This is a genomic window from Streptococcus sp. 27098_8_76, assembly GCF_041432315.1.
In the GTDB taxonomy this organism is placed as follows: domain Bacteria; phylum Bacillota; class Bacilli; order Lactobacillales; family Streptococcaceae; genus Streptococcus.
Genome location: NZ_JAPVZI010000004.1, coordinates 13,120 through 33,876 on the forward strand (window position 1 = coordinate 13,120; position 20,757 = coordinate 33,876).

Annotated in this window: 22 protein-coding genes; 4 read left to right on the top strand and 18 right to left on the bottom strand. The window is 40.6% G+C overall.

Going from position 1 to position 20,757, the window contains the following annotated elements:
* Nucleotide 1 precedes the first annotated feature (1 nt).
* The 8 genes from O3636_RS03450 to O3636_RS03485 all read right to left on the bottom strand — a co-directional run bounded on the left by O3636_RS03450 (nucleotide 2) and on the right by O3636_RS03485 (nucleotide 7,405).
* The gene (locus O3636_RS03450) at nucleotides 2–1,060 is read right to left on the bottom strand and encodes an ABC transporter permease (protein ID WP_314516769.1); all 1,059 of its coding nucleotides are present in this window, start codon (nucleotides 1,058–1,060) and stop codon (nucleotides 2–4) included.
* Nucleotides 1,053–2,588, bottom strand: coding sequence for an ABC transporter ATP-binding protein (locus O3636_RS03455; RefSeq protein WP_023940958.1), 1,536 nt, complete (start codon nucleotides 2,586–2,588; stop codon nucleotides 1,053–1,055). Before O3636_RS03455 ends, O3636_RS03450 begins: the two co-directional genes overlap by 8 nt.
* Before the next feature lie 142 nt (nucleotides 2,589–2,730).
* Nucleotides 2,731–3,783, bottom strand: coding sequence for a BMP family protein (locus tag O3636_RS03460; RefSeq protein WP_371641742.1), 1,053 nt, complete (start codon nucleotides 3,781–3,783; stop codon nucleotides 2,731–2,733).
* Nucleotides 3,784–3,872: 89 nt separating this feature from the next.
* Complete coding sequence (locus O3636_RS03465; RefSeq protein WP_000246089.1) at nucleotides 3,873–4,262, bottom strand: cytidine deaminase; 390 nt, start codon at nucleotides 4,260–4,262, stop codon at nucleotides 3,873–3,875.
* The gene (gene deoC, locus O3636_RS03470; RefSeq protein ID WP_153192465.1) at nucleotides 4,249–4,911 is read right to left on the bottom strand and encodes a deoxyribose-phosphate aldolase; all 663 of its coding nucleotides are present in this window, start codon (nucleotides 4,909–4,911) and stop codon (nucleotides 4,249–4,251) included. Before deoC ends, O3636_RS03465 begins: the two co-directional genes overlap by 14 nt.
* A 19-nt stretch (nucleotides 4,912–4,930) precedes the next feature.
* Nucleotides 4,931–6,208, bottom strand: coding sequence for a pyrimidine-nucleoside phosphorylase (locus O3636_RS03475; RefSeq protein WP_001202942.1), 1,278 nt, complete (start codon nucleotides 6,206–6,208; stop codon nucleotides 4,931–4,933).
* Entirely contained in the window at nucleotides 6,205–6,795 is a 591-nt protein-coding gene (locus O3636_RS03480; RefSeq protein ID WP_080554088.1) for a class I SAM-dependent methyltransferase, read from the bottom strand. The genes O3636_RS03475 and O3636_RS03480 overlap by 4 nt, the downstream gene beginning before the upstream one ends.
* Nucleotides 6,796–7,000: 205 nt before the next feature.
* On the bottom strand, nucleotides 7,001–7,405 hold the full coding sequence (locus O3636_RS03485) for a hypothetical protein (RefSeq protein ID WP_023943001.1): 405 nt from the start codon (nucleotides 7,403–7,405) through the stop codon (nucleotides 7,001–7,003).
* 200 nt (nucleotides 7,406–7,605) lie between these two features.
* Here O3636_RS03485 and coaA point away from each other — a divergent pair, with 200 nt between their 5' ends.
* The 3 genes from coaA to O3636_RS03500 all read left to right on the top strand — a co-directional run bounded on the left by coaA (nucleotide 7,606) and on the right by O3636_RS03500 (nucleotide 9,407).
* Nucleotides 7,606–8,526, top strand: coding sequence for a type I pantothenate kinase (gene coaA / locus O3636_RS03490; RefSeq protein WP_031227709.1), 921 nt, complete (start codon nucleotides 7,606–7,608; stop codon nucleotides 8,524–8,526).
* 67 nt (nucleotides 8,527–8,593) lie between these two features.
* The gene (rpsT, locus tag O3636_RS03495; RefSeq protein ID WP_001274000.1) at nucleotides 8,594–8,830 is read left to right on the top strand and encodes a 30S ribosomal protein S20; all 237 of its coding nucleotides are present in this window, start codon (nucleotides 8,594–8,596) and stop codon (nucleotides 8,828–8,830) included.
* A gap of 52 nt (nucleotides 8,831–8,882) precedes the next feature.
* Nucleotides 8,883–9,407, top strand: a complete 525-nt coding sequence (locus O3636_RS03500) for a DNA topology modulation protein (protein ID WP_371641746.1) — start codon at nucleotides 8,883–8,885, stop codon at nucleotides 9,405–9,407.
* 25 nt (nucleotides 9,408–9,432) lie between these two features.
* Here O3636_RS03500 and deoD read toward each other — a convergent pair whose 3' ends face one another.
* The 6 genes from deoD to rpiA all read right to left on the bottom strand — a co-directional run bounded on the left by deoD (nucleotide 9,433) and on the right by rpiA (nucleotide 17,385).
* Nucleotides 9,433–10,143 carry a purine-nucleoside phosphorylase gene (deoD, locus tag O3636_RS03505; protein WP_261012751.1) on the bottom strand — a complete coding sequence of 237 codons (711 nt, stop codon included), beginning with the start codon at nucleotides 10,141–10,143 and terminating at the stop codon, nucleotides 9,433–9,435.
* 989 nt (nucleotides 10,144–11,132) lie between these two features.
* Nucleotides 11,133–13,868, bottom strand: a complete 2,736-nt coding sequence (locus tag O3636_RS03510) for a thiol-activated cytolysin C-terminal domain-containing protein (RefSeq protein ID WP_371641748.1) — start codon at nucleotides 13,866–13,868, stop codon at nucleotides 11,133–11,135.
* 230 nt (nucleotides 13,869–14,098) lie between these two features.
* The gene (locus tag O3636_RS03515; protein ID WP_173304613.1) at nucleotides 14,099–14,908 is read right to left on the bottom strand and encodes a purine-nucleoside phosphorylase; all 810 of its coding nucleotides are present in this window, start codon (nucleotides 14,906–14,908) and stop codon (nucleotides 14,099–14,101) included.
* Nucleotides 14,908–15,465 carry a DUF1697 domain-containing protein gene (locus O3636_RS03520; protein ID WP_173304615.1) on the bottom strand — a complete coding sequence of 186 codons (558 nt, stop codon included), beginning with the start codon at nucleotides 15,463–15,465 and terminating at the stop codon, nucleotides 14,908–14,910. The genes O3636_RS03515 and O3636_RS03520 overlap by 1 nt, the downstream gene beginning before the upstream one ends.
* A gap of 1 nt (nucleotide 15,466) precedes the next feature.
* Nucleotides 15,467–16,678, bottom strand: coding sequence for a phosphopentomutase (locus tag O3636_RS03525; RefSeq protein WP_371641751.1), 1,212 nt, complete (start codon nucleotides 16,676–16,678; stop codon nucleotides 15,467–15,469).
* A gap of 23 nt (nucleotides 16,679–16,701) precedes the next feature.
* Nucleotides 16,702–17,385 (bottom strand): ribose-5-phosphate isomerase RpiA, encoded by a 684-nt coding sequence (gene rpiA / locus O3636_RS03530; RefSeq protein ID WP_371641753.1) that lies wholly within the window; start codon nucleotides 17,383–17,385, stop codon nucleotides 16,702–16,704.
* Between the two features lie 227 nt (nucleotides 17,386–17,612).
* On the opposite strand from rpiA, the gene O3636_RS03535 reads away from it, so the two are divergent.
* Nucleotides 17,613–17,783 (top strand): hypothetical protein, encoded by a 171-nt coding sequence (locus tag O3636_RS03535; RefSeq protein WP_261012655.1) that lies wholly within the window; start codon nucleotides 17,613–17,615, stop codon nucleotides 17,781–17,783.
* 113 nt (nucleotides 17,784–17,896) lie between these two features.
* Here O3636_RS03535 and trxB read toward each other — a convergent pair whose 3' ends face one another.
* The 4 genes from trxB to O3636_RS03555 all read right to left on the bottom strand — a co-directional run bounded on the left by trxB (nucleotide 17,897) and on the right by O3636_RS03555 (nucleotide 20,719).
* Nucleotides 17,897–18,808, bottom strand: coding sequence for a thioredoxin-disulfide reductase (gene trxB, locus O3636_RS03540; RefSeq protein ID WP_371641755.1), 912 nt, complete (start codon nucleotides 18,806–18,808; stop codon nucleotides 17,897–17,899).
* Nucleotides 18,809–18,873: 65 nt separating this feature from the next.
* Complete coding sequence (locus O3636_RS03545; protein ID WP_000926599.1) at nucleotides 18,874–19,098, bottom strand: DUF4059 family protein; 225 nt, start codon at nucleotides 19,096–19,098, stop codon at nucleotides 18,874–18,876.
* 77 nt (nucleotides 19,099–19,175) lie between these two features.
* Entirely contained in the window at nucleotides 19,176–19,919 is a 744-nt protein-coding gene (locus tag O3636_RS03550; protein ID WP_000590965.1) for an amino acid ABC transporter ATP-binding protein, read from the bottom strand.
* A complete protein-coding gene (locus O3636_RS03555; RefSeq protein ID WP_371641758.1) occupies nucleotides 19,919–20,719 on the bottom strand; it encodes an amino acid ABC transporter permease in 801 nt (266 codons plus the stop codon). Before O3636_RS03555 ends, O3636_RS03550 begins: the two co-directional genes overlap by 1 nt.
* Nucleotides 20,720–20,757: the final 38 nt, after the last annotated feature.

Sequence of the window (20,757 nt, forward strand, 5' to 3'; positions counted from 1 at the left end):
TTTACTTACCTCCTTTAACTTGTTTTTTCGGTTTGACAAAGCGCTCGATAAGGTAATGAACACTGACAAAGAAGATAATAGACGCCGTTACAATGCTGACAAGCTCAGACGGTACCTGCGCCGCATTCATACCAGGGGCTCCAACTTGGAGAACACCAAATAGGAAGGCTGCAAAGAGAATACCAATTGGTGAGTTGGCCGCAAGCAGACTAACCGCCATTCCGTTAAATCCGACGGCTAATGATGCGCCTTGAACATAGACGTTCTGGAAGGTTCCAAGTCCTTCAACAGCTCCACCAAGACCTGCCAAGGCACCTGAAATAATCATTGATAGGATAATCGTTCGTTTTGCAGAAATACCAGCGTATTCTGAAGCATGTGGATTAAGACCAACCGCACGGATTTCAAAACCAAGGGTTGTTTTCTTGAGCATGAACCAAATGACTGCAACGGCAATGAGAGCAAAGAAAATACCGATATTCATCCGTGAATTACCAGTCAACTCAGCCAACCAAGGTGTCTGATAGGTTGCATTAGTACCAACACGAATTGTCGAATCTGTACTTTGCATAAAGTCTTTAGGGAAGGCATGGATAAAGGCATTCCCTACATACAAGACAATGTAGTTCATCATGATGGTTACGATAACCTCTGACGTCCCTAGATAAGCCCTAAGAATACCTGGAATCGCGCCAACAATCCCTCCAGCAATCAAGGCAATCACGATAGTTGCTAGAATCATCAAGGGACGTGGCATATCTGGATGCGACAAAGCAAACCAACCACTAAGAATCCAACCAGCCAAGGCCTGACCAGGAAGCCCGACGTTAAAGAAACCTGCACGACTGGCAACAGCAAAACCAAGACCAATCAAGACCAAAGGCCCCATAGCACGGAAGATTTCTCCAATCCCACGCAGACTACCAAAGGCCGTGTAGAACAATTCTTCGTAGCCCCAAATAGCATCATAACCGAAGATCCACATGACAATGGCTCCAAGTAAAATTCCTAGAAAGACAGAAATCAAGGGAACCGAAATTTGTTGTAGTTTTTTAGACATCACTCTTCTCCTTTCCCAAGTTTCCACCAGCCATCAAGACACCAAGTTCTTGTTTATTGGTTGTTTCTGGTGACACAATACCTTGAATCTTACCATCGTGGATAACGGCAATACGATCTGAGACATTTAAAATCTCATCTAGTTCAAAGCTGACAACAAGGACAGCCTTACCATTATCACGCTCTTCAATCAAGCGTTTGTGGATATATTCAATGGCACCGACATCCAAACCACGAGTTGGCTGGCTGACGATAAGGAGATCAGGATCACGATCAATTTCACGAGCAATAATTGCTTTTTGTTGATTTCCTCCTGAAAGTGCAGCTGCAGGAACAAATTCACTGGCAGCACGAACATCAAATTCTTCCATTAGCTTTTTAGCATAAGAAGTAATATTTGAATAGTTCAAAATTCCATTTTTACTATGTGGTTCTTTGTAGTAGGTTTGAAGGGCAATATTTTCAGAAATCATCATCTCTAAAATCAAACCATCACGGTGACGGTCTTCTGGAACGTGCCCAACACTTAGCTCTGTAATTTGTCGTGGATGCAAGCCTACAATTGAATCTCCTTTTAGCTCAATGCTACCAGATTCAACCTTGCGAAGACCTGTAATGGCTTGAATCAGTTCAGACTGACCATTTCCATCAATCCCTGCAATACCAACAATCTCTCCAGCACGAACATCCAAGGACAGATTTTTCACAGCTGGAACACCACGGTTTTCATTGACCACCAAATCTTTGATTGACAAGACCACTTCTTTTGGTTGAGAGGCTTGTTTCTCTGTTTTAAAGGAAACAGAACGTCCTACCATCATTTCTGCCAAATCAGCATTAGTAGCTCCTGCAATTTTGACGGTTTCAATTGATTTCCCACGACGGATAACTGTAACGCGGTCAGAAACTGCACGAATTTCATCCAACTTGTGGGTAATCAAGATAATTGATTTTCCTTCTTTAACAAGATTTTTCATAATGGCCATCAACTCCTCAATTTCTGATGGAGTCAAAACAGCCGTTGGTTCGTCAAAGATAAGAATATCAGCCCCCCGATAAAGGGTTTTTAAAATTTCCACACGTTGTTGGGCTCCAACTGAGATGTCTGCTACCTTGGCAGAAGGGTCCACAGCTAAGCCATAACGTTCAGAAAGAGCCTTGATTTCTTTGCTAGCTCCAGCGATATCTAGCACACCATTTTTAGTCAATTCACTTCCTAAAATAATGTTTTCAGCCACCGTGAAAGCCTCTACCAACATAAAGTGCTGGTGAACCATTCCGATTCCCAAGCCAGCTGCTTTAGATGGGGAGTCAAGATTGACAACTTGACCGTTGACCGCGATTTCACCACTAGTTGGTTCAAGAAGCCCTGCTAACATGTTCATGAGCGTGGACTTACCAGCCCCATTTTCTCCTAAAAGTGCATGAATTTCACCTTTTCGTAGGTGCAGGTTGATTTTGTCGTTGGCAACAAATTCACCAAACACCTTGGTAATATCACGCATCTCAATGACATTTTCGTGTGCCATGTGCTCTTCCTTTCAGAGTCTTATTTTATTTCAATAAAACTTGCTAGTTTATCTAGTAGCAAGCTTTACTGAGACAAAATGACTTTGTCTCAACTCTTAAAAAGCGGCCGATGGCCGCTTCCTAAGAAATAACTTCCATCCATTATTTTGCAGGAACTTTTACGCTTCCATCAAGGATTTTAGCTTTAGCATCTTCGACAGCTTTTTTACCTTCTTCTGAAAGGTTTGTTACTGCCAAGTCAACCCCTTTATCTTTCAATGAGTAAACGATCACTTGACCGCCAGGGAATTCACCTTTTTCTGCCTTGTTAGAAATATCTTTTACAGTTGTACCAACTTGTTTCAAAGTAGATGCAAGAACAAAGTTTGATTCTTTGCCATCTTTAGAAGTGTATTTACCTTCTGCTTCTTGGTCACGGTCAACACCGATAACCCAAACTTTTTCATTTTCAGGACGGCTTTCGTTGAGTGATTTTGCTTCTGCAAAGACACCAGCACCTGTACCACCAGCTACTTGGTAAACAATATCTGCACCAGCTGCGTATTGTGCTGCTGCAATTGTTTTACCTTTAGCAGCATCACCAAATGAACCAGCATAGTCAACTTGTACTTTGATAGATGGGTCTACTGAGGCAACACCTGCCTTGAAACCAGCTTCAAAACGAGAGATAACTTCTGACTCCTGCCCACCTACAAAACCAACTTGTTTTGTTTTAGTTGTTTTTGCTGCAGCTACACCTGCAAGGTAACCTGACTCATTATCAGCGAAAGTTACGCTCGCAACATTCTTTTGATCTTTAATCACATCATCAATCAAGACATAGTTCAAGTCAGAATGTTCTTTAGCTGCTTCTTCAACCGCATTGTGAAGGGCAAAACCAACACCGAAGATTAGGTTGTAACTTCCAGCCGCTTGTTGCAAGTTGTTAGCGTAGTCAGCCTCACTTGTTGATTGGAAGTAAGTGAAACCTTTATCTTTTGAAAGATTGTGTTCTTTACCCCAAGCCTGCAAACCTTCCCAAGCTGATTGGTTGAATGATTTGTCATCAACACCACCAGTATCAGTGACGATTGCTGCTTTTGTCTTCACATCAGAAGATGAAGCTGCGTTACGAGAAGAGCGGTTACCACATGCAGCAAGTCCAACTGCTGCTACTGCAACTAGACCAAGGCCTAGCCATTGTTTCTTGTTCATTACTGAACCTCCTAAATAAGATGTGCAACGATGTTGCAAGTATGGATTGATTGGTCACAAGGACCGTGCCACTCAAAGAGCGACTCAGACTAGTTTAAGTCTGTAAAAGAATATGGAAGTAATTCCCCGACCGTCATCTCGACCGTCGATTTATCTTTTGCGACTAAGGTCACTTTTAGATCTTGTTCAAAAAATTCGACCATTACTTGGCGACAAGCACCACATGGTGAAATCGGTTTTTCAGTTTGACCATAAACAATCAGCTCTGAAAATTCTCTTTGCCCTTCAGATACAGCCTTAAAAATGGCTGTTCTCTCACCGCAATTGGTCAAAGGATAGCTAGCATTTTCGATATTCACTCCCGTGTAAACACTTCCGTCTTTGGCTACTAAAACTGCTCCGATAGGAAAGTGAGAATAGGGGACATAGGCATGTTTGCTGGTTTCAATTGCCAGTTCAATCAACTCAGTAGTCGCCATCTGCCAATTCTCCTTTTAGAATTGCTACTCCAGCTGACGTTCCAATACGGGTCGCCCCTGCTTCAACAAAGGCAAGAGCATCTGCATAAGAACGAGCTCCGCCGGCGGCCTTGACACCCATATCAGGACCAACTGTTTCACGCATTAATCTAACATCTGCTATCGTAGCACCACCAGTTGAAAAGCCAGTTGAAGTTTTTACGAAGTCAGCCCCCGCTTTTTGGGCCAATTGGCAAGCCAAAACTTTTTCTTGGTCAGTCAGAAGGCATGCTTCAATAATGACTTTCACTAACTTGTCACCACTTGCTTCTACAACCGCACGGATGTCCGATTCAACCAAATCAAGATTACCTGTTTTGAGAGCCCCAACATTGATCACCATATCAATCTCGTCTGCACCATTTTGAATAGCTTCTTTGGTTTCAAAAGCTTTCACAGCTGAAGTTGTTGCTCCCAAGGGGAAACCTACTACTGTGCAGACCTTGACATCTGTGCCTTCAAGCCCTTTTTTGGCATGTTCAACCCAGGTCGGATTAACGCAAACACTGGCAAAATCATACTCCCTAGCCTCAGACAACAAACAATCAATTTGATTTTCTGTTGCATCTTGTTTTAAAAGCGTATGATCGATATATTTATTTAATTTCATATACGGATTCTCCTGTCGTTTATGAGATAATTTCTATAATTTCTCGTAAACTTTGCACCCTATCATTTATTTTAACATATTTTTGAAAATCTGTAACTAGCTGAGGAGAATTTTTTCCATTTGTGTATACTTTTGCAACAATTTCTCCCTTTTGAACGGAATCTCCAACTTTCTTTTCAAAAACAATTCCAGTTTCATAGTCCAAATCATCAGTCTTGACTGCACGACCAGCACCCAGTCTCATGGCATAGAGCCCAAAGTCCATAGCTGGGAGAGCTGAAATGACACCTGTTTCCTGAGCAGGGATTTCCACCACATGGGACACATTGACTGGGCGATAGAGATCTTCCAAGTCTCCACCTTGAGCTTGCACCATCTTCTCAAACTTAGCAAGCGCTTGTCCATTTTCAAGATGTTGGCGAACTTCTTCAACTGTCTTGTTTACATTTGCCAGACCAAGCATAATTTGAGCCAATTCACAGATAAAGTGGGTAATATCCTGACGACCTTGTCCTTGTAAAATCTCCAGTGCTTCAAGGATTTCCAGACGATTTCCAATCGCTCGTCCCAAGGGCTGGCTCATATCCGTAATCACTGCTACCGTCTTCCGACCAACAGCCTTACCAAGATCTACCATGGTTTGAGCCAGTTCTCGCGCCTCATCAACCGTCTTCATGAAAGCACCCTCTCCGACAGTCACGTCTAGCAAAATAGCATCCGCTCCTGCCGCGATTTTCTTGCTCATCACCGAACTCGCAATCAAAGGAATCGTGTCGACAGTTGCGGTCACATCACGGAGAGCGTAGAGAAGCTTATCTGCTTTAACCAGCTGATCTGATTGCCCAATGACAGACACTCCAATGTCCTGCACCTGACGAATGAAATCTTCTTGACTGCGCTCGACTTGATAGCCCTTAATGGACTCCAATTTATCAATTGTTCCACCAGTATGACCGAGACCACGACCACTCATTTTGGCTACAGGCACACCAAAGCTAGCAACAAGAGGAGCTAAAATCAAGGTCACCTTATCACCGACACCACCCGTAGAATGCTTGTCAACCTTAACCCCATCAATAGCTGATAAATCAAACTCTTGCCCAGTCTTAACCATTTTCATGGTCAAATCAGATATTTCTCGAGTCGTCATTCCTTTAAAATAAACAGCCATAGCAAAGGCAGACATCTGATAATCAGGAACAGTTCCTGATACATAGCCTTCTATCAGCCATTCAATTTCACTCGAAGTCAGTTCTTGACCGTCTCGTTTTTTTTGGATTAAATCAACTGCTCTCATTCTTTCACACTTCTAAGGATATAGTATCCCTTATCTTTTTTGACGACTTCACAATTGCCAAACACCTCTTCCATCTTGGACTTGGCACTTGGAGCCCCTTGTTTTTTTTGGATAACGATAGTCAAATCCCCACCAGTTTCCAAGAAATCTTTGCTTTTCTCAATGATTTCATGAACAACTTGCTTGCCCGCACGAATAGGGGGGTTGGAAATGACATGGTCAAATTTTCCTTCAACTTGTTCATAGATATTGGACTGGAAAATCGTCGCTTCTACTTTATTTCGTTCAGCATTTTGTTGCGCCAAATCCAAGGCACGATTATTGATATCGACCATGGTCGCCTGAACTCCAAAAGCCTTAGCCAAGGACAAGCCCAAAGGCCCATAACCACAGCCCACATCAAGGACAGTTTCTCCTTGGTTGACCTCTAGACATTTGAGCAAAAGTTGACTGCCAAAGTCAACCATTTTCTTGCTAAAAACACCCGCATCCGTCAAAAAGGTCATTTTTTCTCCCAACAAGTCCACTCTCAACTCATGAATGTCGTGAGCAGCGTCAGGATTTTCTGCATAATACATTTTACTCATGACACTATTTTACCATAATTTGACTCAAATTGTAAATCGTTTACAAATTGATAATAAAACGAAAAAGACTGAAGAAAGCTAGTGAGTAAAACATTTTCTTCAATCTCTTTCAACACTTATAAATAATAAGCCATTTAGAACTAGAAATATCATAATCAGGATAAAACAACAAATTTATCATCTATAATTAGGCTCATTTTTATGACTATTGCTTAACCTTCAAATACTTTATTATCAACAAAATTCCCAACAGGATGTTTAGATAAAAGCCCAACTGATAAGTTTGTGTCAAGATTTCCAAACTTGTCCAAAGGCGTATCAAATCTTCTAGCGACATGCGGAAGAAATAACCCTCTGTAGCAATCCACAAAATCAAAAATAGATAACTACCAGCAGCAAGCCATTTCGTCCACCGTTTTTTTAGGAAGAAAGCAATCAAGAGCGAACAGATAAAGACAGCTGTTACAATAGCATGTTCCATCAAAAAAGTAAAACCGTAATAGGTTTCCACAAAACGTCTACCATTATCCGCATTCGCTCCTTTTAAAAAAGGTAGTGCAAAACTTAAAATAAAACAGAGTTCCAATGTGTAACGTTTTAAGATTTTCATAGTACACCTCCTATAAGTTGTGAACTAAAAATTCCCCTTTATTAGCTTATAAATTAACAGAAACTATCTCCTACTTCATCTATAAATCGGTCAACCTCTATCTACCTCTATTATACGATATTGGCTTACTATCATCAAGAAACCGCTTTATTTTTTTAGCTTTTTATGGTATGATAGATAAAATATATAGGGGAAAACAAATGACCAACGAATTTTTACATTTTGAAAAAATCAGCCGCCAGACTTGGCAATCTTTACATCGAAAGACAACACCTCCTTTGACAGAAGAGGAATTAGAATCCATCAAGAGCTTTAATGACCAGATTAGTCTGCAAGATGTTACCGATGTCTATCTTCCCCTAGCCCATCTCATCCAGATTTACAAGCGTACCAAGGATGATTTGGCCTTTTCAAAAGGGATTTTCCTCCAACGTGAAAGCAAATCTCAACCTTTTATCATTGGGGTTTCTGGGAGTGTTGCCGTTGGAAAATCTACAACTAGTCGACTACTGCAAATCTTACTATCCCGTACGCTTACAGATGCTACAGTTGAGTTGGTAACAACTGATGGCTTCCTCTATCCCAACCAGACCTTGGTTGAGCAAGAGATTTTAAATCGCAAGGGATTTCCTGAAAGCTATGATATGGAAGCTCTTCTCAACTTCCTGGACCACATCAAAAATGGACAAGATGTAGATATTCCTGTCTATTCTCATGAAGTCTACGACATCGTACCTGAGGAAAAGCAAAGCGTCAAAGCCGCTGATTTTGTGATCGTTGAAGGAATCAATGTCTTTCAAAATCCACAAAACGAGCGTCTCTATATCACTGACTTCTTTGACTTTTCCATCTATGTTGATGCTGCAGTCGATGACATCGAGAGTTGGTATCTGGACCGTTTCTTGAAAATGCTGAGCCTAGCCCAAAACGATCCCGAAAGCTACTACTATCGTTTTACACAAATGCCGATTGGGGAAGTGGAATCCTTTGCCCATCAGGTCTGGACCAGTATCAATCTCACAAATCTACAAAATTATATTGAACCAACCAGAAATCGTGCAGAAGTGATTCTGCATAAAACAAAGAACCATGAAATCGATGAAATTTACTTAAAAAAGTAATTTTCCCTTGTCAAAACGTAAGTTTTCAGATATAATGGTATAGTTAGTAAATATGGAGGTAAGAACATTGGCAAACATTAAATCAGCTATCAAACGCGCTGAATTGAACGTTAAACAAAACGAAAAGAACTCAGCTCAAAAATCAGCTATGCGTACTGCTATCAAAGCTTTCGAAGCAAACCCATCTGAAGAACTTTTCCGTGCTGCTAGCTCAGCTATCGATAAAGCAGAAACTAAAGGTTTGATTCACAAAAACAAAGCAAGTCGCGATAAAGCTCGTCTTTCAGCTAAACTTGCTAAATAAGAAACAGTCCATAGAGGCTGTTTTTTTGTCTCCAAATTGGAAAAGGTAGAAAATGAAAATTGCAATTATCGGATATTCTGGTGCTGGTAAGTCAACGCTAGCAGAAAAATTATCTAACTACTACTCCATCCCAAAACTTCACATGGACACACTCCAATTTCAACCTGGTTGGCAAGACAGTGATCGCGAATGGATGTTGGATGAGATGAAAAATTTTCTCACCAAACATGAAGCTTGGGTTATTGATGGTAATTATTCTTGGTGCTATTACGAAGAAAGAATGCAGGAAGCTGACCAAATCATCTTTCTCAATTTTTCTCCATTGACCTGTCTCTTTCGAGCCTTTAATCGTTATCTTAAATACCGGGGAAAAGTAAGAGAAAGTATGGCAGCTGGTTGTCAAGAACAGTTTAATTGGGAGTTTATCAGATGGATTCTCTGGGATGGGCGCACTAAAGCTCAAAAAGAAAATTACCAAAAACTTTGCCAGGAATACTCACATAAAGTCACTATTCTTCGAAATCAAAGAGAGTTAGATCAGTTTCTGGATAAGAAAAGGAAGTCCTCCAATTCATAAAGAAGGGCTTCCTTTTTGACTATAATTAGTCCGCAATCAAGGTTTCCAAACCAACCTTCATCATATCGGTGAAGGTATTTTGGCGTTCTTCTGCAGTTGTATCTTCATCTGGATTAACCAAACTATCAGAGATTGTCATGATAGCTAGTGCATCAACATGGTGTTGGGCTGCCAGATAGTAAAGTGCTGCTGCTTCCATTTCCACAGCCTTGACTCCCCATTTACCAAGCTCGATGTTCTTTTCAAAGTAGTTTGAATAGAAGACATCAGATGACAAAACGTTCCCAACGTGAGTAGTCATGCCAAGTTCTTTAGCGATATGATAAGCCTTATCTAACAAATCAAAGCTAGCGATTTGTGGGAAATCGTACTGTGGCCAGTCATTGCGGATGATGTTAGAATTTGTTGCAGCTGCCTGCGCCAAAACCAATTCACGAACATGGACATCCTCATTCAAAGAACCCGCAGTTCCCACACGGATCAGTTTTTTCACACCATAGTCAACAATCAACTCACGCGCATAAATCGAAATGGATGGCATTCCCATCCCAGTTCCCATAACAGATACACGGTGACCCTTGTAAGTACCAGTATAACCAAACATGTTACGCACTTCGTTAAAACAAACAGCATCTTCAAGGAAATTCTCCGCAATAAACTTAGCACGAAGAGGATCTCCAGGAAGAAGAATTCTATCAGCAATTTCACCCTGCTGAGCAGCAATATGGATAGACATAGTTAAGATATAAAGGGCGACAGAGAACAAAGTAAAAATAGGAAACTGACGACGCATCGCAGATGCTAGACAATTTATCTTTTTTACACAGTTCTCCGCCCGTATTCAGTTCAATGAATACAGTTAACCCATCCTTTCTTTTTTCTAAAATTTATAATCAGAAAGATACCAAACCCGTCAAAAAGCGAAGGGAAAATAGGAGTTGGGCGCAGTGAGCGATGCTCGCTAGGCCAACCATCTTTTCCCCACTGCTTTTAGGGTGGGTTCAATTCCTTTCTTAATTTTGATAATATTGAGAAGATTAGACCGGCTTTAATTCAAAACCGAACTACCCTTCCTAAGTTTTTAGAAAAGTTTTCTACTCGTGTTCAAATCAGAACACACGCTCTGCCTTTCTTTTTTGTATATTTAGGATAGCGACAGAGAACAAAGTAAAAATAGGAAACTGACGACGCCTCGTAGATGCTAGACAGTTTATCTTTTTTACACAGTTCTCCGCCCGTATTCAGTTCAGTGAATACAGTTAACCCATCCTTTCTTTATTCTAAAAGTGATACTACGAAAGATACCAAACCCGTCAAAAAGCACAGGGAAAATAGGAGTTGGGCGCAGTGAGTGATGCTCGCTAGACCAACTATCTTTTTCCCACTGCTTTTAGGGTGGGTTCAATTCCTTTCTTTTTAAATTTTGATTGTATAGAAGAGAATAGCCCGTATTCAGTTTAGCTAATACGGTTAACCCATCCTTTCTTTATTTTATGAAGATTAGAGAGCGAGAAGAAAACGACTGAAAATTAGGAAGCTGACGAGAAATCCTGATTTTTCAGTCAGATTATCTATTTTCCGAGTTTTCCGCTCGTGTTCAAATCAAAACACGCGCTCTACCTTTCTTTTTAATTTTATTCTCTCACAGAGAGCTACCTGAGTCCTATTCGAGCTCAGGTAGTTATCTTATAAACTAAATTATCTAACTGTCATTGTACCATCAGATTACAAGACATCATCGTCACTCACCTTGGAATTTAATGTCGTTCCCCAATGGGTAATTTTACGGTGGGGTTGAGCTAAAATTGGTCTGTTTTCATAGATTGTTTGCCATCTATTCCATAGTAGACCTGTCTTTTTCTCAATCTTAATTCGCAGATTTCTCATATTTTCTTTGATTGGGAGGTTGAGCACAAAACCTGCAGTCTGATTGCGACCGTTGCCTTCCCAAGAACGACTACGAACAACTTGGTTCCCATTTTTGTCTACTGTAACTTCTTCCCACGATATTGAATAACGTGCAATATAAGCACCGCTATGTTGAATAGTTAGTGTCTTATCTTTTGCAGGAGCCTGACTTATCTGTTGAATTGGTTTAGAAACTTGTGTCGCTGTCTCACCATTCGTAGCGATAAAGCGGAAAACTTCTACTTCTGCAAGACTGAGGGCTTGATTGTTCTTGCGTAGTTGCACACGAACACGGCGGCCCAATTTCCCATTTAATTGAACATCCAAGCTCGTTCCGTCAAGTTTAGAAACATACTGTCTAGCAACTTCTTTCCCTTTTTCATCATACAAAATCACATCAAAGTCTGACAGACGTTTAGAAAGTTCTCCATCCCCACGGTTATGAAGGCGGACAAGCCCTACCTGTTCTGTACGACCTAAATCAACTTCCCACCAAGGCTGGTTTTCAAATTTTGTATGAGTAATTGATTGCTGGCTATAGCTACTATTGGTATTGCCATCCAAGGCGCGACTAGCATCTCCTCCAAAATCAGTAGAACTTTGCTTAGCTTGTTTTTTCCAAGCGATATTCTCAGCACGATATACTTGGACTTCTGCAAGACTGAGGGCATTATAGCTTTCTAGGTCAATCCGAACATAGCGCGCTTTTTTATGGTTGATCGCAATTTGTGCTGACACATCTTTAAGAGATGTTATGCGTTTTCTCTCAATTTCTTTACCAAAACTATCTAAAAGAATGACATCAAAGTTTGCCAATCTATCCTGGGCAGTGTCTGTTCGGTTGTAAATATTGATTTGGCGAATGGTTTCTTCTTTAGACAAATCTACTTGCCACCAAGGCTTAGATTGGAAGTTTGTATGAGTGACAGAATTGTGACCATAGTTACCATCGACTTTGCCATCCACAGCTCTTCTAGCATCTCCTCCGAAAGCTGTCGAACTTTGACTAACCTGTTTCCCTAAGGCAATATTTTCCATTGGTTCAGCGCTTGGTTGACTAGAAGATTGAGGCAGAGCCTGTTTCTTAAAGAATCGCACTTTATCCAATTTCGGATCACGATAACCATGTTTATCCAAGGTAGCTCGTTTACCAATATTAAAGTTAGGAATATCATTCATTCGACTTTCAAAATAGCCACGAGAACGGTGTTTAAAGCGTGAATTACCTGTAAATGTAACAATATCACGATCATTATGAATCAAGGGAGTCACAACATTATCATTATCAACCACATAATGCTTAATTTTTCCACTAACAGCTAATTTACGGCTTTCCAAACCAACATCCCAGAAACCATTCTTAGCATTCCAAACCGTTCTGGAAGTAATCACTTTAGGAGCACTGAAAGTCGTCACTTTCCTCAATACATTATTATAAAAATCAGGATATTTTTGGTAAGCTTCAACTGCTGCAATCTGAGCTAGGTAGCCTCCAAGAGAATGACCTGTCATATACAACTTGGTAATACTTGTATCCTTGGCTAATTCCCCAACAACCTTGCGGATATCATCCGCTTGGGCTGGTTTATTTCCACCTAATAAAACCAAATCTGCACTTAAATCCTTGGCATCATTAACTCGCGTTCCACGAATAGCCAACATGTGCACCGTTCCATCTTTGAGATAAGGAAGGTCGCTCTTGGTCTCAAATAAGAAAGCATCCAGACCACTATCTGTATGGTAGGCTTTTTTCATCTTCCAGAAAGGAGCCAATTCATTGTGCATGAGTTTGTATTCTTGACGGTCAAGATAGAGACTAGGGAAAGGATTCTTATGATCTAAAATTTTCTCAATATAATCATCGTCTCGGTAGGCTAACTCCATAAAGAGAAGAGAATCACGGTCTGTTACATACCATTCTTTCTTATTGTCATCTTCTCCATCTGCCAAACCATCCCCATCACTGTCTGCTAGCAAGGGATGACTATGATATCCTAGATAATCCTTACCATCTTTGTTGTACACATAAAGTTCATCTTTGTTTTTGATGCCATCTTGGTCATCATCCCCTTCCAAATCAAGAACTTTTTCACCGTAGAGAGAATTGTCAAGTAAATCATTTTCTGAGTGCAGTTCTCCTTTTGAGATTTTCAAAAGATCTTCTGCTGTCACAGGACGAGAAGTTATAGCCTCATCCTTTACATTTTTCTCTTTATTCACGTCTTCAGGAACTAGAGTAGGCTCTGTTTTATGAGATTCTAGTTTTTCTTCTTCCTTCTGATTTTTAAGGACTTCTTTTGTTTCTGGAGCTGGTTGGATAACTTCTGCCCCTTCCTCTATAAGAGGTGTTTCCTGTTTTTTATCAGTATTTTCTAGTTTTGTCGGACTATCCGTTACATTTACTACTAGAGGAGTTTCATTTTTCACAACTGGACTTCCTTCATTGGCAGAAATTCCTGTCGGTGCTAAAAAAGCAAATCCAACTGCAACAGATACAACTCCGATACTTAATTTTTTTATACCAAAACGCATAATTCGTTGATCAATTCTCATTTATTCATATATCTTTCTATTATTTTCACCCTCTTTACCAACAATATTCTCCAATCAGCTAATCTCCTTTAGCATTAAGATTTCATTTTTATACTTTGTTAGCAAGAATTTGAAGAGGTTTATAAAAGTATAGGAACCTCATTCATTTTTCATTTCATAATTCTATATGGAAATTAACTGTTTCATTTATCTTCCAGCTTACAGAAATACTTTCCTACTCATTTTCTTTCTCATAGCTCAGCAAGAATCGCTTTAAGCAATCCTTTAAAGTCGCCTTTAACACGCTCAGTCACTTCTACAACTTCCTCGTGGTTAAGTTCTTCTTGGAAACCAGCCGCAAAGTTAGTAATACATGAAATTCCCAAAACTTTCAAACCTGAGTGGGCTGCCACAATAACTTCAGGAACAGTAGACATACCAACTGCATCTGCCCCCAATGTCTTATAGGCACGAATCTCTGCTGGTGTCTCATAAGTCGGACCAGTTACACCGATATAGACACCTTCATCAAGCTTGATACCAAGTTTCTTAGCCACTTCATGGGCAGTAGCACGGTATTCTGGTGTGTAAGCCTTAGACATATCAGGGAAACGTGGACCAAAGTCATCCAAATTTTCACCCATCAATGGGTTTTGCCCCGTCATATTGATATGGTCTGAGATAGCCATCAAAGTACCAGGACCAAAGCCAATACCACCAGCTGCATTGGTAACAATGACACCTTCACATCCGAGAACTTTCATCACACGTAATGGGAAAGTCACGACTTCAAGAGGATTTCCTTCGTAGAAATGGAAGCGACCTTGAAGAGCCAAGACTTTTCGACCTGCAAGTTCTCCATATACCAATTTCCCAGCGTGTCCGACGACTGTAGAGCGACCCCAGTTTGGAATGTCTGCATAATCTACTACAACTGGATTTTCGATTTCTTCTGCAAGTTCTCCCAGACCTGATCCAAGGATTAGACCAAACTCGGGAGCTTGGATTCCTTTATCTTTCAGGAAAGCAGCTGTTTCCTTGATCTTATCTAAAAATGTCATTATACATCTCCTTTATTATTTTTTAGCATTTGACCGATTTTATCAAAGGTTTTTGCGTTGCGAATGGTGATGTTGCGATAAAAAGGCATCTTGAGTAAGTACTTATGATAGGCAGTTGCATAGTAGGATTCCTCAGTGAATTTCCCCCAGAAAATCCCAAGTATTCCAACATGAACCACTTCATCTTTCAGTTCCAAACTTTCAACTTTCTCAATGACTTGACCAACATCCAAGCCCTCCGTGTAAAAGAGGACATCCTTTCGAGCCAGGTCTTTGGCCCACCATTCAGGCAGATTTTCAAGTTCTGCTTCAAAGTCCTCAAGACTCAGTAAGGAAAAGCTCTGAATAAATGGATAATGGATTTCAAAGAAAGCCTCTAACTTTTCAACCAATCGGGCTTTGGGGTCTGTCGAAGTAAAGAAAATATTGCCACTGTTGATGTAGGTCTCAACCTTCTCCAAACCCAACTCTGTCAATTCTTGACGAAGTTGCGACATAACAACCTTATTCTTCCCACCGACATTAATGCCCCTAGCCAGTAAAGCATAGCGCGTCATCTTATACCAATTTATCTAAGAAACTTTCCCCAATCATGGCAGTTTCAACACCAAAGTTATCCGCAACTGTCGCTGAGATATCTGCAAAATGTCCAACTGGAATGACACCATTTCCCTTAAAGCTAGGGCTGTAAGCTAAAAGTGGAATATATTCACGAGTGTGGTCTGTTCCTGCATAGGTTGGGTCATTTCCATGGTCAGCAGTAATCAAAAGAAGGTCATCCTCTCTCATAGCTGCGATAATTTCAGGCAAGCGTTCATCAAACTCATGCAAGCAATCACGGTAGCCATGAGCATTGCGACGGTGTCCATAAAGGGCATCAAAGTCAACTAAGTTTGTGAAGGAGAATCCTTTTTCAAATTCAGCAAGTCCCATGGTCTTCAATAATGTATCAATTCCGTGGCTGTTTGACTTGTTGTGGCCCATGTCATGATTGATACCAGCTCCGTTAAAGATATCGTTGATTTTACCAACAGCGTAAGTATCGATACCTGCTTCGTTCAATTTATCCAAAACGGTTGGAGCAAATGGAGATACTGCCAAGTCACGACGATTTGCCGTACGAGTGAAATTACCTGATTCACCAACATATGGACGGGCAATGATACGACCTAGAAGAGCAGGACGTTCAAGTGTAATCGAACGAGCGTATTCACAGATACGGTACAATTCATCTAAAGGAATAATGTCTTCGTGGGCAGCAATCTGCAAAACAGGGTCAGCTGAAGTATAGATAATCAACTCCCCAGTTTCCATCTGACGTGGTCCGAAATCATCGATAACAGCCGTACCTGAGTAAGGTTTGTTGGCTTCACGAATGACCTTACGTCCTGAAAATTCTTCGATTTTTGTCAGAATTTCTTCTGGGAATCCGTTCCAGAAAGTATCGAAGGGCTCAGTAATGTTGAGTCCCATGATTTCCCAGTGACCAGTCATAGTATCCTTACCAAGGGATACTTCTTCCAATTTTGTTGCATATCCTGTTGGATTACTTTCAGCTGGAACAGTCTTAAGAGGAGTTTCACGAGGAATATTTCCTAGACCGATTTTAGCCATATTTGGCACATTTAAACCAACTGTTTTTGAAATGTGTCCCAGTGTATCAGAAGCGCCGTCTGGAACCCCTGCATTGACAAAGTTATTGGCATCTGGTGCAGCACCGATTCCTACAGAATCCAGTACAACCAAGTGAATACGATTAAATTTTGACATATTGTATCTCCTTATTATGTTGATTAGTTTGCTTTTGTTGAAGTTAAAATCTGAACTCCATCTCGTCCAGCAACGATGACCTTATCCACCATTTGGTTGAATAAACCGTGCTCTACAACACCAACGATATGGTCCAATTCTTGTCCAAAGGCTATTGGATCTTCGATGACATCCAAGGCTAAGTCAATAATAAAGTTCTGCATATCGGTCACAAAACGTTGGCCATCTTTTTCACGGAAGCTTGGTTTGTAGCCAGCTCGCTCAAAACGACGAAATACTTGTTCTGCACCATACTGAACCACTTCTACTGGCAATTTAAAAGCACCTAGTTTGTCGACCAGCTTGCTTTCATCCACCACCCAAATATATTCTTTTGAGGGCGTTGCCACAACCTTCTCCATGAGAAGGGCACCACCACCGCCTTTGATTCCGTTAAACTGACTATCAACTTCATCAGCCCCGTCAACCGTCACATCAACCAAATCTACTTGGTCAATAGACTTGAGCGGGATATTAAGGCCTTCAGCCTGCTTACTGGTCACACGAGAAGTCGTTACAGCTGTAATCTGCAGTCCTTCTTCCTTGATACGACGACCGATTTCTTCGACAAAATAATAGGCAGTCGAACCTGTCCCAAGTCCAACGACCATTCCATCGCTCACGAACTCAGCAGCCTTGATACCTGCCATTTTCTTCAGATTTTCCATCAATTGACCTCCATCACTCTCAATTCTAATTCTACTATGAAATCGTTTTTTATTCAAGAAAAAAGGTTTAAACAGTATTTTTTCTTGAATTTTCTTGAATTTTTTTCAAAATATACATTTTCTTTTTACTAAACGAATAAAAATTATAGTCTACCCTAATTTTGAGTACACTAAAAATAGAGCTTAAAACCCAATTTAAAAAAATTAACTGATATGTACCCATTAGATTGTTTAATCAAGTAAAAGAACTAATCGAGACAAAAGATTTCGAAGCTGCTAAAACATTTGTTGCAGAAAATCAAGAACAACTTGGAGAATACTTCTCTCAAGCTCAGCAGTTGATTTCTGGTTCAGAAGGTCCAGATGGCCTCGTTAGCAAAATTAAAGGATTTTTCTAAAAATATAAAAGGCTGGCAAAACTCAATTTCAGAAGAAAATGAAATTAATTTTCCCACAATAAAACGCATAGTGTCAAATTTTTTGTAAATCTGATGCTATGCGTTTTTTATGATTAACTATGTTCTGTGATAAACTTGTAGGCTTCTTGACCAGCGATAGCTCCATCTCCAACTGCTGTTGTTACTTGGCGAAGGTCCTTCAAGCGAACATCTCCAACTGCAAAGATACCGTCAACTGCAGTCTTCATGTGGCTATCTGTCACAATCCAGCCTGCCTGATCTTGAATATTCAATTCTTTAACAAAATCGCTAAGAGGGTCCAATCCAACATAGATAAAGACGCCACCGAAGGCTTGTTCTGTCACTTGACCTGTTTTCACATTTTCAAATACGACAGATTCTACTCGATTTTCACCTTTGATTTCCTTAACTACAGAATCCCAGATAAAGCTGATTTTCTCATTTGCAAAAGCGCGGTCTTGTAAAACCTTTTGGGCACGAAGTTGATCACGACGGTGAACGATGGTAACAGTCTTAGCAAAACGAGTCAAGAAGAGAGCTTCTTCAACAGCTGAATCTCCACCACCAACTACCAACAAATCTTGGTCACGGAAGAAGGCACCATCACACACGGCACAGTATGAAACACCACGACTGTTCAGTTCTTCTTCTCCAGGTACTCCCAAAGGACGGTGTTTAGAACCAGTTGCTACGATAACTGTACGTGTTTCATATGTTTGGTCATCGATCATCACTTTCTTAAAATCACCATGATCTTCGACATTTTCAACATAACCATAGATGTGCTCCACACCAAGATTTTCAAGTGGTTCAAACATCTTTTCAGCCAATTCAGGTCCACTAATATTAGCGTATCCTGGGTAATTTTCAATATCAGATGTATTATTCATCTGACCACCTGGCAGACCACCTTCAATCAAGCCTACTTTGAGATTGCTTCGAGCAGCATACAAGGCTGCAGTCATACCTGCAGGTCCAGCACCGATAATAATAGTATCGTACATATAGATTCCTTCTTTCTTGTTGTAACTACCTTTATTCTAACTCTTTCTTGTCAATCAAGCAAGGATTATGCCTTGAAAACAAGAATTAAACTCATAACCGCAAAGGATAATACTGGAACAACCAAGACTCCAATCATAATCATATCATAGAGATGGGCTTGGCGAGCCTTGGCTGTCTTATCAACTCCTGACATGGCTCTTAGTCCAATCCAAATACCTAAAAAAATGAGGACAAGGATGGTGGTCAAGATCAAACTCTCGAAATATAAAGAAAATAGTTGCAGTAGCATGATTTCTCTCATTTCTATCTTTTTTAAAGAGTAAACTCAGCTAGTCCAGCTAACTGAGTTTTCCTTTATCTATTATATCAAATATAAGTTCGTTTGTAACTAGCGAAGAATTCTTTTGTTCGTTCTTCTTTAGGATGGTGGATAATCTCATCCGGTGTTCCAGACTCAATGATTTTCCCCTTATCTAGGAAGAGAATCTTGTCAGCAACTTGGGCTACAAAGGACATGTCATGACTGACCAAAATCATGGTTTGACCTGACTTCGCAGCATCTGCAATAGACTTTTCTACTTCTCCGACCAATTCTGGGTCAAGGGCTGAAGTTGGTTCATCTAAGAGCAAGACATCTGGTTTCATAGCAAGCGCACGCGCTAGGGCAACCCGTTGCTTCTGTCCACCTGATAAATGGCGAGGATAATGGTTCTCACGGTCAGAAAGCCCAACCTTAGCCAACTCTTCCTTGGCAATCTTAGTCGCTTCTTGGTCAGATAATTTCTTAACAACAACCAAGCCTTCTTTCACATTATCAAGTGCTGTACGACGTTCAAACAAATTAAACTGTTGGAAAACCATGGACAGCTTGCGACGTAGGGCAAGGATTTCTTCTTGAGTGATTTTAGAAAAATCAACCGAGAAATCATCAATCTGAATCGAGCCACTGTCAGGTGTTTCAAGATAGTTGAGACTGCGAAGGAAAGTTGATTTTCCAGCTCCTGAAGAACCAATCAAGGCTACAACTTCTCCTTTTTGGATATCCAAGTCCAGATGATCCAAGACAGTCTGTCCTGAAAAGGATTTACTTAAATTCGAAATCTTAATCATTAACGAAGGTCTCCTTTCACATCTGTTTGCACTGTATCAGGTGCAGAAATAGCCATTTTTCTCTCGATGAAACGACCGAGACTTTCAATTCCGATATTGACTACCCAATAAACAAGGGCAACGGAGATGAAGCGTTCAAAATATCGGTAATCAGCTCCACCCAAAATCTGAGCTTGGGCAAAGACTTCCACAACACCCGCACTAAAGGCTAGAGAAGTCCCCTTGGTCAAGCCGATTAGGGAATTAATCAAGGTTGGAGTCGCCACAACGGCCGCATTTGGAATAATCACGCGACGATAAACTTGTGCTCGGGTCATCCCCAGACTGCGTGCTGCCTCATTCTCACCAGGATTGACTGAGAGAATGGCTGCACGAATAGTTTCACTGGCATAAGCAGCCTCATTAAAAGCAAAGGCAACAATCGCAAAAGCAGCAGCTGGAATCGCATTGATATTGAGACCAGTCCCCCATTGCTGATTGAGAGCTTTCAAAGCCAAAGGAATTCCGTAGTAGGTCAACATGAGTTGCACCAAAATCGGTGTCCCTTTTAAGAAACTAACAAAGAAGGCCTGCAAGGGATATAAAATTCTGACACGATTGATTTTCACAATGGCAAAAATCAGAGCCAAAACCAAGCCAAAAAAGGCACCACCAATTGTCAACATAATCGTTGTTGGAAGTTGTTGGACAATTCTCGGGATTCCATCAAAGACCGAACGCAGACTAAACAGCTTGCCATCCGGAATCAATTGCATCAAGTTTTGGTACCAATCTGATGCTAAAATCGTTGTAACATTCATAAAAACATCCTCTCCTGATAATGATTCATTCTACCATA